This is a genomic window from Bacillus sp. PS196 (assembly GCF_037963555.1).
Taxonomy (GTDB): Bacteria; Bacillota; Bacilli; order Bacillales; family Bacillaceae; genus Bacillus; species Bacillus subtilis.
The window spans coordinates 1,790,957-1,807,455 of record NZ_CP150159.1 but is presented as its reverse complement, the minus strand read 5'-3'; the positions used below and the strand labels follow the sequence as shown (position 1 = coordinate 1,807,455).

At 47.4% G+C, this 16,499-nt stretch carries 2 protein-coding genes (1 of these 2 cut by a window edge); both read right to left on the bottom strand.

The features are described 5' to 3' along the window. Window positions 1-12: 12 nt before the first annotated feature. Complete coding sequence (pksL, locus tag NST79_RS09370) at window positions 13-13,638, bottom strand: type I polyketide synthase (protein ID WP_212060458.1); 13,626 nt, start codon at window positions 13,636-13,638, stop codon at window positions 13-15. After that, window positions 13,622-16,499: the end of a non-ribosomal peptide synthetase gene (locus NST79_RS09365; RefSeq protein WP_212060460.1), read on the bottom strand. 12,254 nt of this gene lie beyond the right edge of the window; 2,878 of the gene's 15,132 nt are visible here — the last part of the coding sequence; the start codon falls outside the window, past its right edge; the stop codon is at window positions 13,622-13,624. The genes pksL and NST79_RS09365 overlap by 17 nt, the downstream gene beginning before the upstream one ends.

The following is a 16,499-nucleotide window of genomic DNA, read 5'->3' as shown; positions in this document are numbered from 1 at the left end:
CCCACTCCTCTCTTATTTGAAAGTTTTCCAAAACATATCTTTAGAAGCCCCTGTGTCTGAATGCACTTTTTCCTGCACGTTTTGAGCTGATGGTTTGATTAAAACGGGCTGCCTATTTAATTCCGGCAAAGGCAGAGGTTTTCTTCTAATTGGACGAGCAACCGATTCATTCCAGGCTTCTATAATGAGATGGGCGTTCGTTCCGCCATCTGCAAAACAATTAATTGCCGCAGCCGGCGTTGTCTCCTTCCACTCGGCTTGCGATCTGCTGAAATACAAATCTGTTTTTTCTATATCAAAATACGGCATATTTTCATTACCTGACAGGAACGGAACCAATTGTCTATGCTTCAGCATTAAAGCTACTTTAATCAGGCTCGCAATCCCCTCTGCACATAATGGATGGCCGATGTTAGGTTTCACCGATCCCAGCCCTAACGGAGCCTTTGATTCAGAACGGTAAATGGACTGGATTGCCTTTAATTCAAGTAAATCTGTTACTGCCGACCCCGATCCGTTCGCTTCGAGATAGCTGATCTCTTCAGTCTTTTTGCCGCTTTTTTCAAGCGCTGACAGCATGACGTCCTTTTGTGCCTCGAGATTCGGAGATGATGGGCCTGCCGTTCTTCCGTCATTATTAATCGCAGCGGCTTTAATGACTGCATATATGGAATCTCCGTCTTCAACCGCTTGGCTGACGGTTTTGACGAGAACCATGCCCACGCCTTCTCCTAAAATGACACCGTCTGCCCGCTTATCAAAAATATGGAATGACGGTTTGTCACATAAAAGTCCGCGCTCATGAAACATTCGATGCGCATCAGCATCAAGCAAACTGACGCCGCCTACAACCGCTGCCTCAATATCTCCGCTTCGCAGAGCCTGAATGGCCATATTCAGCCCCACCAGTGCAGAGGAACAAGCGGTATCCAGGACAATACTCGGTCCCTTCAAGTCAAAAAATTGTGAGATGTTAGCCGCTAAATAGTTTTGTCCACCAGCGACTATCGGATTTTTTGCTTTTGAAAGACTGGCCGGATCAGGCTTGTGCTGGCTGCGGCCTCCTATATAAACACCAGCCCTCATGCCTTTCACTTCTTTCTCTGTATAACCCGCGTGATACCATAGCTTCAAGCTTTCCTCCAATACAGCCAAAGCTTGAGGGTCCATCGCTCTGACATCGCTTTCGGACATCATGAAGAAATCATGATCAAATCGGTTCATTTCATCAATGAGGCCCGCGTAATTCGAGCTGGAGTTCCCGAATCGTTCAGGCGGAACAGGCGCAATCGCAGACCGTCCATCACGTATTAAATCCCAGTATTCCTCTAGGGTTTCTGCTCCCGGGAACCTGCAACTAAGACCGATGATAGCGATGTCCTCAGCAAGAAGTGCCGTTTTTTCATGGCTTATCTGTTGCGGCCGCTGTTCTGGCACCAGCTTCTGTTTCATTGCTGATTGCGGCTTGAGAGGTGTCTGTTTCTCAGGAACAGATGGCTGTAAAACAGCTGATATGTCATATTTCGAAATGAGCCAGTGTGCAAAGGATTCTATTGTCGGGTATTCAAACAAGATTGACGGATCAATATCTCCATTTAATTGTTGGTTCATCTGCTGTACCAGCTGGGCCAATATAATCGAGTCGATTCCGTATTCTTGGAAAGGTTCATCCGTTTCAAAGTCTTCTGCAGCTATTTTCAGTTCATCTGAAAAAAGAGTTACGAGCCAGTCGACTGTTTCAGGGAACAGGTTGCGAGTGCTGGTTTGCTCTTTCGTCTCAGGATGCGAGAGAGCTTCGACAGGCAATGACGGCTGCATCAGCTTATCCGGCTTCCAAACGTTTGTATCTGGTACTGCCGGCAGCACGACAGCATACTGTCTGTCTGATAGAATCTGGTCAAGCAGCTGTAATCCCTCGTCGTTTGTCAAACTGATCAATCCAGTTTGTTCTAAAGCTTTGCTTCGAACCTCGCCTAAACCGGTCTCCTTCCAGTTAGGCCACTGAATGCTTACAATGGGACATTTATCTTGATGAGCCTCCGCAAAATAATCCATAAAAGCATTTGCCATCGCGTAATCAGCTTGTCCTGCTGCTAGTGCAGGGATGGCCGCTGATACTGATGAAAACAAGGTGAAAAACGCCAATGGTTCATCTTGAAGCAGGTCAAACAACGTTTGCAGACCTTCGACTTTCGGTTCAAGCACCTGTCCGATCTCTTCTAGTGATTTTCTGATAAAAGCCGGGTTTTGTTTGTTCACCATCCCGGCACAATGGATGACTCCGCCAATCGCCCCCATTGTTTCGTGTATTGTCTTCAGGCTCTGTTCGACAGCAACCCTGTCTGTGAGATCCAGAGACAGCACCTGAACTTGCGCACCCATGTCTTCTAGCTCTTGAACGGCTTTTATTTTCTCGGCAAGCGAGGAAATTTTTACCGAATTCCACTGGTCACGCGGTGGAAGCTCTTCACGGCCGATAAGGACCAGCCGCTTAACGCCGTATGTTTTCACAAAATGCCGCGCACACAGCAAGCCGAGACCTCTTGTCCCGCCTGTAATGAGCAGGACTTTGTCTGTTGAAAACGATACTTGCTTATGACTTAGAGCGGCTTCTGCTGGCTGCTCTGTCAAATATGCGCGATATCGCTGTCCGTTTCGATAACAGACTTCTGATTCTGTGCTCTTGGCATAATATTCAACTGCAATCAGTCTGGCCAGCTCCTCATGAGAGGCTTCGCATTCCATATCTGCATGTCTTGAAGTAAGATGGCTGTACTCACTTTGAAGCATGCGGTATAAACCGGCCCGTGAAGCACCAGACAAAATAACACCCTCATTTGCGTAGGCCTCCAGCCCCTTTGTTACACCCAAGACCGTCAAATGATGCTTGCTTGCACGTCCTTGCTCGATCAGCTTTTGGAGCCAGTTTATCCAGCCCATAGAATGCTCATGGCTCGTTCCGCACCCGATCAGATCGATTGCTCCAGCAACGTGTTCATAGTCAGCAGCAGATACCCGATCCAGCTCTTGGCTGTCAAATATACGGTATGTCGAGAAATACGTCGAAAGCTCTTCCGCTAATGCCATTGTCTCCTCATTTGCCAAAATGGCGACGGTTTGATTCGTCATTTCTGCCGGTTCAATCGGACAAGGCTGCCACTGTTTACGCAGAAAGCAGCGCTTTGGCATCAGTTCGAATTGAGGCATTGCTGTAGCAATGGTTTCGGGTTCACCTTCTTGAGTTGGCAGCCAGTAATACTCTTCCGCGAACGGATAAGCAGGCAGGCTGATTCGGCGAGGCGTGTATTCCCCATAAAGCTTGTTCCAATCTATCTGCAGCCCTTTCACCCATAGCTCTGCTACTTTCTCCAGCCTTTTTTTCTCTATCCATGTTTGCAGCAATGCTTTGGCATCATGATCCGTTTCAAACAGCTTGATTTCGCTCTTCTTCGTTTTCACGTGAGCAGCAAATATGCTGCCGTTCGGCATTTCAGCCAAATAATCATCTAAAGCTTTGATCAGCATTTCTCTCGAATCCGCCAAAAACGCCATGCGATAATCCATTGCTTCCCGGCCCGTCTGAAGTGTGTATGCCATATCCTCCAGATCGATATCTTCATTGGAAGTTACGAAATCTTTCATTGCTTCCGCATAGGCCTTCAATTGCTTCTCTTTTTTCGCTGAGAGTACAAATAATGCTGAGCGGTGCTGCTTTGTTAATCGATCGTTCCTCTTTTCAGGCTGATATTCCTCTATCACAATATGGGCATTCGTTCCGCTATATCCGAAAGAGCTCACACATGCTCTCCGCGGTTTTCCATCAGCCGTTTCCCAAGGCTTAAGCTCCGTATTTACGTATAAAGGAGAATGCTCAAATTCAAAATGCTCATTCGGCGTCGTGAAGTTCAATGTCGGCACAAGTGTTCTATGATTCATGCACAATAACACTTTTTGAACCCCGGCTACTCCTGCCGCCGCGGATGTATGGCCAATATTGCTTTTGACGGAACCGATTGCGCAAAACTGCTTTTTGTCTGTTTTTTCTTGAAATACGGTGGACAGAGCTTCTAATTCAATTGGATCGCCTTGTTTTGTTCCTGTGCCATGCATCTCGACATAACTGATACTCTCAGGATGTATGCCGTATGTTTCATATATGTCTCTTTCCAGGTCCATTTGGCTTTTCGCACTCGGTGCTGTGATTCCGTTTGTTTTCCCGTCCTGATTAATACCCGAGCCAATGATGATGCCATAAATATGGTCACGGTCCGCTTCCGCATCTTTCAGCCTTTTCAGAACCAGCGCACCCGCACCCTCGCCGGGCACAAAACCATTCGCGCCATTGTCAAATGCTTTACATTGTCCATCAGGTGAAAGCATGCCGGCCTCACACATACTGATGTAAGATTCCGGCGTCAGGTATAAGCTGACCCCGCCGACCAGCGCCATATCAATTTCTTTGTTTATAAGTGCCTGCCGCGCTAAATGTGTGCCGACCAATGAAGATGAACAAGCGGTGTCAATAGGAATCGCAGGCCCTTTTAAATTAAGAAAATATGGAATACGCGCCGCAGCGATCGCAAAGCTGTTCCCGGTGGCATTTGCTCTTGCCTGCCGGTTCAGCATGACCCCGTATTCATTGCTCATAATGCCGAGATATACACCGCATTTTTTCTCATTTAAAGTTCGGGCGTTGTACCCAGCGTCCTCAAAGGCTTTATAGCCTTCCTGCAAAAAGATTCGATGCTGCGGGTCCATCAGTTCAGCTTCTGACGGTGGAATATTAAAAAACAACGGATCAAAATGTTCAATATCATCAAGCATCCCCATTGATTTGCAATAGACTTTCCCTTTTTTGTTGAGGACAGGATCATAGTATTTGTCAACATCCCACCGTGATGTTGGAATGTCCCGAATGGCATTTCTCGCATGAACCAGGTTATCCCAGTACTCTCTTACATTACGAGCGCCCGGGTATCTTCCCGACATCCCGACAATCGCTATCGCATCCTCCGGGCGGTCTTGAAGAACAGGAACCGTTTTCTTCTCATGTTCTTTCTTTATTGGATGTTGAACAGGCTGTAGCGGCCGTTCTGCCGGCTTTGGATTAGATGGTGCTGCTGGCTTTTGCTGGGCTGCTTCGAAAGAGTCAGTATGCTCTATCTTTCTATCAAGATGAGTTCCAAGCTCGGACTTTAGCATTTCGGCAAAATCACGTATCGTTGGATAATCATATACTCTGGTTACCGTAAATGACGTTCCGTATTGCTTGTTCACCGCTTTTATCCATTCGAGTCCGGTAATCGAGTCCATTCCGATATCTATAAACGCTTCGTCAATATCCACCTCGTATGGCTCCATGTATAACACGTCTGCTATGCTTTCGCTCAAGTTTTCATGCAGCGTTTCAATTGCTACAGTATATTGTCTTGATGCAGATATTTCTGCCGCTGCATATTGAATCGTTTCTTCAGCCTCCTCTTGCACTGGCTGATGATGTTCTAACGGCTGCAGAGATATATTAGCCGGTTTAGCAGCAGGTACCGCTGTTTTTTGTCTGATCGGCGTGTACGTCTCCGTTTGTTTTTTCTCCCCAGCCTGTGTGCTTAACTCGTGTGCTAAGTAAACAGCGAAATCACGTGTTGTCGGATAATCATATACCTTTGTGACATTTAGTGATGTGCCATACTGTTTATTTATTGCTTTTATCCATTCGAGCCCGGTAATCGAGTCCATACCGATATCTATGAATGCTTCGTCTGGATCAATCTCGTTTTGGTCCATGTACAGCACTTCCGCTAAGCCCGCTGTCAGTTCATCGCACAAGGCTTCCGCCGTGATCGTCTCTGTTTCTGTATCTGATGGAACCAGAGATGCTGTCCGCTCCAAACGATCCTGATTGGTCATTAAAGGCTGTAACGTAATATTGGCAGGCTTGCCACTGGCTTCTCTGTCTACAGACGACTTTGGAATGACGGGCTGTACTGGAGCGAATGGCTCCTCCGTTCTTTTTTCCTCAGCCTTTGCATTTACGTCTATCCAATAGTGATCTCTTGAGAAAGGATAGGCAGGTAAACTGATGCGCCGCGTTTTTTGATCCTGATATAGCGTGCTCCAGTCGATTCGCAAACCTCTTACCCACAGGTCTAAAACCTTCGCATATTTTCCTTTTTGCAGCCATGCCTCAATTGTTTTTGACATATCCTCATCAGCAGCAAAAGCAGCAATGGCTTCTTTGTTGCTCTTTACTTGTCCGCGATAGACATATTCACGATTTTCTGTTCCGGAGATACATTCATTCAGCTTTTCTTCAAGCTCCCGCATCGATTCCGCAACGAACGCCAGCCGTTCGTTCATCGCTTCCCGTCCGACTTGAAGCGTATAGGCAATTCGGTGTAAATCTGCTTCAACATATGTTTGTTCACGAATGGCATGCAGCAATCGCTCCGCGCGTTTCTGAAGTCTTTCCTCATTTTTTGCTGAGAGCACAATGACAGCCGGCTGTTTCCTCGCTGGTAAACGTTCCTCCACAGGTTCCGGAGCATACTCTTCTATTAAAATATGGGCGTTCACACCTCCGGCACCAAATGAAGAGACTCCTGCGATTCTCGGTAATTCGATGTCTTTGCCATTGACACTGATGATCGGCCTCTTCCACTCTTCTAGCTCTTGCTGTACTTTAAACGGCGAGTTAAGGAAATCAATATTCGGGTTCAGCACGTTTGAATGCAGGGAAGGCGCAAGCTGCCTGTATTTCATTTGGAGCAATACCTTCGTTACTCCTGCGATACCTGCCGCACTCTCACAGTGCCCGATATTTGATTTGGCTGACCCTATTGCACAAAATTGTTTGTCATCGGTTTCTTGCGTAAACACTTTGGACAGCCCTGTGATTTCAATAGGATCACCGAGAGAGGTTCCCGTGCCGTGGGCTTCGATGTAACTGACTGTCCGCGGATCAATCTTCGCTTCCACAAACGCCTTTTTGATGACATCTGCTTGGGCATTCGGATTGGGCACTGAGTACCCGTTTGTTTTTCCCCCGTGGTTGATGGCTGTCCCCTTAATGATTCCATAAATGTGATCACCATCTTCAACTGCTTTAGACAATGGCTTCAAAAGCACTGCTCCAACGCCTTCCCCCGGCACATAGCCGTCTCCGCCCTGTCCGAAGCTTTCACATCGGCCTTTGCTGGACATAAATTTGTTCTGCCCGAGCATCAAATATTTATTTGGATGGATTGACACATTCACGCCGCCCGCGAATGCCGCCTCACACTCTCCGCGCTGCAGGCTTTGGCAGGCCAAGTGGATAGCCGTTAAAGAAGAAGAACACATGGTGTCTAAAGCAATACTCGGTCCGTGAAAATCAAAATAATAAGATACCCGGTTCGCGATGGATGATGGATTTCCCGTTAAAGCCAGAGACCTTCCCCGCACCTGCTCTTGTGCCCCGTACAGCTGATATTCTTCGTACATGACACCGACGTAAACACCGACGCTTCCACCAAGCTCAGCATCACGCTTACGGCCGAGGTGCTCTCTTGTATAGCCTGCGTCTTCCATCGTTTCATACACGCACTGCAAAAATAAACGCTCTTGCGGGTCCATTAATTTTGCCTCACGCGGCGATATATGGAAAAACTGCGGATCAAACTTGTCTACATCCTTCAAGAAGCCTCCCCACTTGCTGTAGGTTTTTCCAGGCTTGTCTTTATCTTCATCATAATAAAGACTGTGATCCCAGCGGTCTGCAGGAATTTCAGTAATACAGTCTCGACCGTCTCTCAGGTTTTCCCACAATTCATCAATGTTGTCTGCCTGTGGATAGCGACCTGAGATACCGATGATCGCGATTTCTTCCGTTTCCTTCTCTCTTAACTGCTTCTGCTCTTTATCTCGCAAAGGAAGAAATCCAGACTTTCTTAGGGTAACTGGGATTTCAGGTTCTGATTTTCTTTCAACAGAAGGTTTTCCTGTTTCAATTCCCAAGATGTCCAGCAGTTTTTCTCTGCGGGAATCAATAAAATACCGTGTTAATGAGCGAATATCCTGATATTCAAAGAACAACGTCTTGGACAAAGAACCGAATACTTTTTCTAATTGACCCGTTACATGCATGATCATGATAGAATCGATCCCGTAATCCTCGAGAGGAGCTTCAGCATCAATCTGGCCGGCTGGCAGCTTAATCACCGAAGAAAGCACCTGTTTAAAATAGTTCTCCGCTTTTTCTCTTAGTATCTCTTCATCAATTTCCCCGATCATGTCTGCTTTTTCTGCCTCCTGATTGAGACTGCTTTTTTTGATATCGTGAGATTGGCCTTTGCCATGTCCCGTTTCATGTAAAAATGCACGAATCCGATCAGTAACACCGGAAGCAACTAACACTTGCGGCTTTCCTGACGTCCAGCCATGATATAGCGCCTGAATCCCACGATCTGTTTCCATGGCCACCATGCCTGTTTCTCTTTTCAGCATCCTTGCAGTTTCCGCATCAATTTGCATGCCCCCGTCTTTCCACAGCGGCCAGCACACTGAAAGAGTTTTTCCGTAACGCTTGTGCAGCTCTGCTTGGCCATTGCGATATTCGCTGAATGCATTCATAAATGCATTGGCCATTGCGTAATCAGCCTGTCCCGCGCTTCCTACTGCTCCGGCACCTGAGGAAAAAAGGATAAAGAAATCGAGCGGAATATCTTTCGTTGCTTCGTCAAGGTGAATCAGTCCTGCTACCTTTGGAGCAAGAACGGTTTGAACCTCTTCTTTCTTTTTCTTCATAATGAAATTATCTTTTATTAAACCGGCGCTGTGAATGATGCCATCTAAGTCTCCGTAAACGTTTTGGGTTTCTTTTAATAAGGCATCAACCGTTTGTTTGTCAGCCAGATCAGCTTGTCTGTAAATCGCTTGGATGCCAAGTTTCTGTAAGGCTTTAAGCTTCTTCTTCTTCCTTTCATCAAGCGGAGAGCGTCCTGTCAGGATCACAACCGCATCATTCGTTTGGTTTGCGATTTCAGTTGCAAAGATGAATCCCAGACCGCCCGCACCGCCTGTGATCAGATACACGCCTTTATCCTTCCATGGCATGTCAGCACTTAGGTGCTCACCAGACACTTCTTTCCACTTGCTTACAAATCGCTTCCCTTGCCAGTGGCGGATATGCGTGTCACGCGGATAGCGTCTGTTTTCCTCCAATATTTCGAATAGGTCACCAGCTGACATCCCGGTTTCTATTTCGATCAACTGTCCTGTCAGTTTTGGATTTTCCAGTTCAGCCGTTTTGAGCAATCCAGTTAAGCCGCTTAATAGCTGAGGCTCGTCCAACGCAGGCACCGCCACTTGAATGAATGTATGTCCTCCTGTTTTTGAGTGCATTAGCTGTTTGATTTCTTCAAATAACTGTATGGCATAACCTTCAAACCGTTCATCAATTGTCTCTGTATCATGCTGCAGAACTGTACAGTCAAGATGATTTTGGAGGCTTTCCATTTGTTCTCCAACATCACAGACAACGACTTTATACGTGTCGTACTCTATGAGCTCTTGCCTCTCTGCAGCACGTTCTTCCCAAATATGTTCGAACAGTAGCGTGTCAGTCGCTTCAGAAGGACCTTCTTGATCTGTTTCTAACACTCTTGCAGAATAGCCCGTCAATCGCACGCAAACCTGCCCCTCTTCATTGCATAAATCGATATCAAGCTTCTGCATACGATCCCCAGCTGTACTGCCCTCGCTATATGTGATCCGCGCCCACATAGATGCCTCGCAGCCTTTGAAGATTTGGACATCCTGTATGGCAAAAGGCAGCATTGCCTTTCTGTCTTCTAAACTCGTAGCTCCTCCCAGCCTCAAACCGATAGATGCTTGAAATGCCGAATCTATCATGCTCGGATGCAGAATATAATGGTCTTCTGTATCAGAGATTACAGGAGGCATCGTCAATTTCACTAGAACTCCGTTTTCGCCGGCATATAGGCTGTCGATCGCTCTGTGGCTGTCACCATAATGAATACCCATTTCTGTATAAGCCTCGTAGCAATCAAAAGGTGACAGCGTCCGGCCATTATAGCTTGCCTTCAATTCTTCAATGTTGATAACCGGATTTTCACCAGCCTCACAAAGCACTGCACTCCCTTGCCCATATACAATCGGCGACTCCTCTGCGCTTTCAGGGTCCCGGCAGATTTCAAATGTAATCTCACCATTGTCCTCAGGATATAGACGTACGTCTATATCTTTCTGCTGTTCCGTGACGGCGAACGGCCGGACCCAGACGATATTCCGGAGCCGGAATCCTGTCGGGAACTGATCCGCAGCTGCCCTTTCCACAGCTTCCCGAACCATCTCCAATAAAGCTGCGCCAGGTAAAACGTGTTCGCCCTTTATGACATGATCCTTCAAGAAAAATTCACGGCCTGTAAACGCTGAACGGAAGCGGACACCCGATATGTCGGACACATTTTGATGCAGGAGAGGATGCAGGATGTGTCGCTCCTCCTTTAAACGATCAGTCTTTTTCTCCGCTTTCGGCACCCAATAACGCACCCTCTCAAATGGGTAAGTCGGCAGGCTGATCCGCTTTGGTTTGTTTCCCTCGTAAAGCAGCTTCCAGTCAACCCCAGATCCGTTCGCCCACTGCTCCGCAATTTGATCGAGTTTTCTTTGCTCCAGCAATTTATGTACCGATTCGCCGGGACGCGATGGTTCGCTTCCTCTTGACACGCGGCCCTTCCAGCAATGCTGAATGGTTTTTCGTCCTTCTATAAAAGCCTTCAATTGGTCGCTCAATTCTTGAATTCCGGATGCTAAGAAAGAAACCCGTTCTTCCATCGGTTCACGGCCTACCTGCAATGTATACGCCAAATCTCTAATCTGAATCCCATCATGAAGAAAATCCAAGAGACGTTTTGCATATACACGAAGACGTTCTTGATTACGGGCAGAAAGCGGAATAACTGCGGATATGTCAGAATCTGAGGACAAAGAAACGTCCTGCTCCGCTGTTTGAGAAATATATTCCTCAAGGATAATATGTGCGTTTGAACCAGTTGCTCCGAAGGAACTGATACCCGCCCGCCGCGGATAAGGGACCTCTTCCCCATTCTCCTTGATAACAGGCTGCTTCCACGTTTCTGTTTCATGCTGTACATAAAATGGAGACTTTTCAAAATCAACGTACGGATTCAGTTCTTCCGAATGCAAAGAAGGCACAAGTTTTTGATGGTGAAGCTGAAGGGCAACCTTGCTTAAACCGCTGATCCCCGCGGCGGATTCGGCGTGCCCAATGTTTGACTTTACAGAACCGATTGAACAGAACTGCCGATCCTGCGTATATTGGCGGAACGCTTTCACTAATCCCTGTATTTCGATCGGATCTCCTAAGGACGTGCCGGTTCCATGGGCTTCCACATAACTGATCGTCCGCGGGTCGATTCCCGTTTTCTCCAAGCATGTCTCAATCAGATCAGCTTGAGAAACAGGGCTCGGCACTGAAATGCCGCTTACAGTGCCCACATGATTCACAGCACTTCCTTTAATAACTGCATAAATGCGATCTCCGTCTTTCTCCGCCTGGCGCAAAGGCTTTAATAAAACCGCGCCTATACCCTCGGCAGGCACATAACCGTCCCCATCCTTTCCAAACGTACGGCAGTGCCCGTCAGTGGAAAACATATCCCAGACCCCGTATGTCATATATTTATTCGGGTGCAAAGACAGGTTCACTCCGCCTGCTAACGCAACATCGCACTCACCGTGACGTATGCTTTCCAACGCCAAGTGCACTGCGGTCAAAGAGGATGAACATACCGTATCGACAGCCATACTCGGACCGTGGAAATTACAAAAGTAAGAAACACGGTTGGCGATTTGCGCATAGTTGAGCGAGAGAGGAAACACGTTTTCTGCTGATGCTTCTTCAGCTCCGACTAATGTATAATCCTTGTGCATGACACCGGCAAAAACTCCTACATGCTGCCTTTTATTTCGTCCTTTAGGCTTCGCCAACGTCTTTGGCGTATAGCCCGCATCCTCAATCGTTTCCCAGCATGTTTCTAAAAACAGCCGCTCTTGAGGGTCCATTGTCTCCGCTTCTCTTGGCGTAATTCTGAAAAATTGGGGATCGAAGCAGTCGGGATCATCAATAAATCCTCCCCATTTGGAAATGTCCTTCCCCGAAGGAGATGTGATTCCTTCAAGTCGCTGCCAATCCCAGCGCGACTCAGGAATCTCGCTAACGCAGTCCTTCCCCTCTTTCAGATTGTTCCAAAATTCATGAATATTGGCTGCCTTCGGATACCTGCCCGCCAAGCCGATAATCGCAATGTCGCCTGCTGCCTCAATAGGTGCAGGACGAGAAGCTTCAACAGTCTTACGGTCGTTTATGCTGTCGGAAACGCGTGCTCTTTCATTCTGGCCAAGGCCAAGGGAACCAGCGGCACTAAAATGCTCAGCATATTCCTCGGCAAGAAACGCTGACAGTTCCGCTATGGTGGTATGCTCAAACAGAAGAGTCGGCGAAAGGCTCTCACCGATCTTATCACTGATCGTTTCTACCACCTCAAGCAAGCCCGATGAATTCAGTCCCATTTGGTAATAACCGACCTGTTTTTCAACTTGTTCTACCGGCTTATTGATTTTCTCTGCGATTAATTGGCTTACGAACTGTTCAGCCTCACTATAGGAATTAACGGGAGAAGATACCATGTCAGCAGGTTTATCACGCTCAGCAGTGTCCGCTCTTGTCATCTGTGTCTCCTGTGCATCTTGATGTTTTCCGCTAATCAGCTCCGCTTCTCGCACCAATTTGCTTGTAAAGTTCTTCAACTCAGCCACTTTTTCTCCCGACGCATTAAAAAATTCAAGTGTTACATAAATCAGCTCTTTTTCCCGCCGGACGGAGGAGCGCTTAATTCTCGTCATGCAATCCGACTGCAAAAGTGCAGAAGCGGAAAAGGATTCATAGAACAGAGGCAAATACAGCCTCTGTTCTCCTTTAAGCAAAGATGTGAGCAAATGATTGGCACCCACCCCGCTCCCGTCTATGAGAGTCGGGTGAAACATAAAGCCTTCTGCGTGAAGCATGGCTTCCGAACCGAGAGAAAGCTCAAGAAGGACGCCATCTTCCTCTTCATAGATGCAGCCACTTGCTTTCATATATTCGCTGTGCACCAATTCCTGACGTCTGCATTGTTCATATACATCATCAAGCTGAACAACGTTCTGTGCAGATGCTTTGATTTGACTGAGATCCAGTGTTTCTTCAAATATGGCTGGGGAGTCTGCGTGCATGTCAGCCTTCATATAGAGCTTTTCTTCTGAAACTTCTTTCCCATCACGTTTTTCAATTCCCTTGGCTGTGATTTGCCACTTTCCTTCTTTTTTCTCCGCGCATTGGATATTCAGAACAATTACTGCATCCTGTTCCGCCCTCAATGGCTGATAGATGGATAAATTCCGCAGCTGAAGCTCTGAGCAGGAGAAGCCGTGTTCTCTGAATATCTGGTAGATTATATCGATATAAGCCAATCCCGGCAGGACATTTTGTCCGTAAACCACATGGTGATAAATAAACGGATTTTTTAACGATAATGTGAGTTGTTTCGTTATCTTTTTCACGTTAGACCTCCACCTCATAAGTATCCCATATGTTTGCCGCAGTCATTTTCGAAGTCTCCGCTTCCAGCTTTGTCTCGCCTGGCGAAAGCATTCGTTTCTTTAATTGAGGAGGCGATTTTGGACTGCGCTTGATGGCGTGTTTTTCATCTTTTTCCCACGCCTCTACGATGACATGGACATTCGTCCCCCCATCGGCAAAGCAGTTAATAGCCGCAGTAGGCTGCGAATCTGTCCATTTTTCCAGGGCTCGGCTGAACGTGATGTTCGCTTTCTGTTGATCGAAATGCGCCATCTCTTTTTCACCTGATAAAAATGGGACAAAGCGGCGCTCTTTCAGCATCAGCACAACCTTAATGAAGCTGGCGATCCCTTCAGCACATAGCGGATGCCCGATGTTCGGCTTGATTGAGCCAAGAGAAAGAGGCGATGAGTGCCCAGAACGGTACACTGATTGGATCGCTTTTAGCTCAAGGAGATCGGTTACGATTGAACCTGACCCGTTTGCCTCAAGGTAGCTGATGTCCTCTGGTTTTTTTCCGCTTTTGAAAAGCGCATCTTTCATGACTTCCTTTTGCGCCTCAAGATTAGGTGTTGCAGGCCCCGCCGTTCTTCCGTCGTTATTGACCGAGGCCGCTTTGACGACAGCATATATGGTATCTCCGTCTTCCAGTGCCTGTTTTACGGTTTTTAGCATGACCATTCCGACGCCTTCACCTAACACAACTCCGTCAGCACGCTCATCAAACACATGGAAGGATGAATGCTTGCTTAAAATGCCGCGCCGGTCAAACAGCCTGTGAGAGGCATCTGAGCTCAGCAAACTGACACCGCCGACTATGGCGGATTGAATATCTCCGCCACGCAGCGCCTGAATGGCCATATTCATGCCGACCAAAGCTGACGAGCATGCAGTGTCAACTACAACACTTGGGCCGCGGACATCAAAAAATTGTGAAAGATTAGCGGCTAAATAATTTTGGCCGACTGTCACGATCGGATTCTTGGCATGATCAAGGCTGTCTTCATCAGGTTTGTGCTGGCTTCTGCCTCCGATATAAACACCGACGGGCTTGCCCTTTATTTCCTCAGGTGTATAACCGGCGTGATACAAGAGCTTCAGACACTCTTCCAACACGAGCAGTGCTTGCGGATCCATCGCCCTTACGTCTTCTTCGTGAAGCAAAAAGAAATCAGGATCAAAATAGCTGACGCCATCAATCACGCCGGCATAATATGGTGTCTTACAGCCCCAACGCTCTGCCGGAATCGGGCCGATTGACGAACGCCCCTCGGATAGTAACGACCAATATGACTCCAATGTCTCTGCCCCAGGGAATCGGCAAGAGAGTCCGACAACGGCAATACCTTCTGCATGAGAGTCCGGTGACAAAATCGCTGGTGCCTGAATCTGAGGTGTAAGAGCTCGATCCTTCGCAGGAACAGGTGCCTCCACCTCTATTTTGTTCTCCAAAGGTGCTGATGCATCCGATATCCTGCCTCCGAATAAAGCGGACAGCCTTTCGGAATAAGAACCGATCAGCCAATCTGCGAACCTTTGAATTGTCGGGTATTCATATAGAATCGATGGATCGAGCGCTGCCTCTAATTTGCGGTTTATACGCTGGAGCACCTGTGCCAAAATGATCGAATCCACGCCATAATCCTGAAACAACCCGTCAATCTCGAAGTCTTCACGATCTATTCTCAGCTCTTCGGTAAACAGATCAATAAGCCAGGACTGTGTTTCAGATAATAATCCATCACATTTGGAAACTTCATCGGCCTCTTCAATGTCTCTGGCTGGCGGGCTCTGTAAAGCAGCTTCCTGCAAACCGCCCTCATGCGGTTTCCTCCTCTTCATCAGCAGTTCCGGCTCCCAGTTTGTTTGATTCGCCATTGCAGGGAGAACAACCGGTCCGAACATTTTCGATACAATTTGATCTAGAAAACGTAAGCCTTCTGAATTCGTAATGCTCAACAAGCCGCTTTCCCGATACGCTTGATTTGTCACTTCACCCATACCGGTTTCTTTCCAGTTCGGCCACTGAACACTGATGATCGGCACATGTTTCTGATGTGCTTCTGCAAAATAATCCATATAGCTATTGGCCATCGCATAGTCAGCTTGTCCCGCCGAAAGCTCCGGAATAATGGCTGAAACAGAAGAAAATAAGACAAAAAACTGTAAAGGCTCGTTACACACATGGCGATATAACGTTGTAAGACCTGACACCTTAGGTTCCAGCACCCGCTGAATATCATCTGAAGTTTTTCGGATAAATGCCAACGTATCCATATCCGTCAGACCTGCACAATGAATGACACCGCCAATCGGTCCTAATGTTCGCTTGATATGTTGCAGCGTTTGCTCAACCTGAGCTTCATCAGATAACGTCAGCGACAGCATCTCAACCTGTGCACCCTTCGCTTCCAGCTCCCGCACCGCCTGGATTTTCTGGGCAACTGATGTGTTCGAGGTGTCAAAACGAGTCCATTCCTCTCGCGGAGGAAGCTGTTCTCGTCCGGTCAGCACCAGTTTTTTCACCCCATAGCACTCTGTAAAATGACGGGCGCATAATAGTCCGATGCCTCGTGTGCCGCCTGTAATGAGAAGCACATGATCTTTCGGGAAGACCGCGCTCTGTTCCGTGGCCTTACCTGTTTCCGGATGAGCTTTTAGAAAAGCTTGATACCGTAAACCATCTCTGTAGCAAACCTCGGCATCATGAGAATCGGAATAAAACTCATCAGCGATCAACTTCGCGAGACGGCGATGATCAGTAACCTCCTCAGCATCCATATGCCTTGATATAAGATGGCTGTACTCGCATTGGAGCATTCGATACAACCCAGCCCGGGAGGCGCCTGCCATCCGGACA